Annotated in this window: 1 pseudogene; it reads right to left on the reverse strand. The window is 36.3% G+C overall.

Annotated elements, in window-relative coordinates:
- Positions 1 to 117, reverse strand: a pseudogene (locus CXF81_RS00395) (NAD(P)-dependent alcohol dehydrogenase); the annotation flags it as partial.
- Positions 118 to 245: the final 128 nt, after the last annotated feature.

Raw genomic sequence — 245 nt, forward strand, 5'->3', positions numbered from 1 at the left:
GACACCACAGTAAAGAATTTCAATTTCTACATCGTTATCTCGTAAATCACGACGCTCGAAAGAAAACTCAGTGAGTTTTGAGCCCGCACTTTTTGCTGCGTATCCTGTTGTGTTCATAATAACTCCTAACAATGTTTTGGTTTGTACATAAAGCCTCCTCGACAGTTTTTTGTAACTTTCGGGGAGGCTTCATGAACACTTTTTTAATCGGCTTAATTACGTAAATAATAGATTAAAAATCATAG

This window comes from Glaciecola sp. 33A, assembly GCF_002836745.1.
GTDB lineage: Bacteria > Pseudomonadota > Gammaproteobacteria > Enterobacterales > Alteromonadaceae > Glaciecola.